We start from the raw sequence: 587 nt of genomic DNA, 5'->3' as shown, positions 1-587 counted from the left end.
TATTTTAGTAATTGGCAAGCGGTTAAGCTCGAGCTTCTTCTGTTTCTTCTTCAGTATCACATTGGTTTGGAATGGTACAACCGTGACCTTGGCGAGGGAGGTATGCCGCGATCGCTTTTGGATATAACCAACCACCAAAGCAAGCACCCGCAATAGGAGCAAGAAGGGGAACGATAAAGTAAGGGATGTCTTTACCGCCGGTCAGTGCGTAATCCCAACCTGCAAAGTACGCGAACAGTTTAGGGCCAAAGTCACGAGCTGGGTTCATCGCAAAGCCAGTCAGTGGACCAAGAGAACCACCAATAACCGCAATCAGAATACCAATCAATAATGGGTTCATCGCGCCACGAGCGGCACCGTTGTTTTCATCACCCAGAGCCAAAATGGCAAACATTAATACAGCTGTAATGACGAATTCCACAGCAAATGCGCCAAAGAAAGAAAGAGAAGCGTGTGGGTAAGTTGAGAAAATACCAGCCGTTGCAAGGGCGTCTTGGCTGCTACGTACAAAGTTGTGTGCGATTTCGTAATCGGTGAAAAGGTTGCTGTACAAGCTGTAAACCAAAGCGGCAGAGAAAAATGCACCT

General features: G+C 47.4%; 1 protein-coding gene. It reads right to left on the bottom strand.

Features of this window, described 5'->3' with window-relative positions; all coding sequences use genetic code 11:
• Positions 1–22: 22 nt before the first annotated feature.
• Positions 23–587 (bottom strand): MIP/aquaporin family protein (locus tag R7Z77_RS27060; RefSeq protein WP_318137267.1); only part of this gene is annotated, 565 nt, incomplete at its 5' end.

The sequence above is a fragment of the Vibrio sp. 1401 genome (assembly GCF_033340295.1).
The sequence above is the reverse complement of the archived record's forward strand: the minus strand, read 5'-3'. Positions and strand labels throughout refer to the sequence as shown.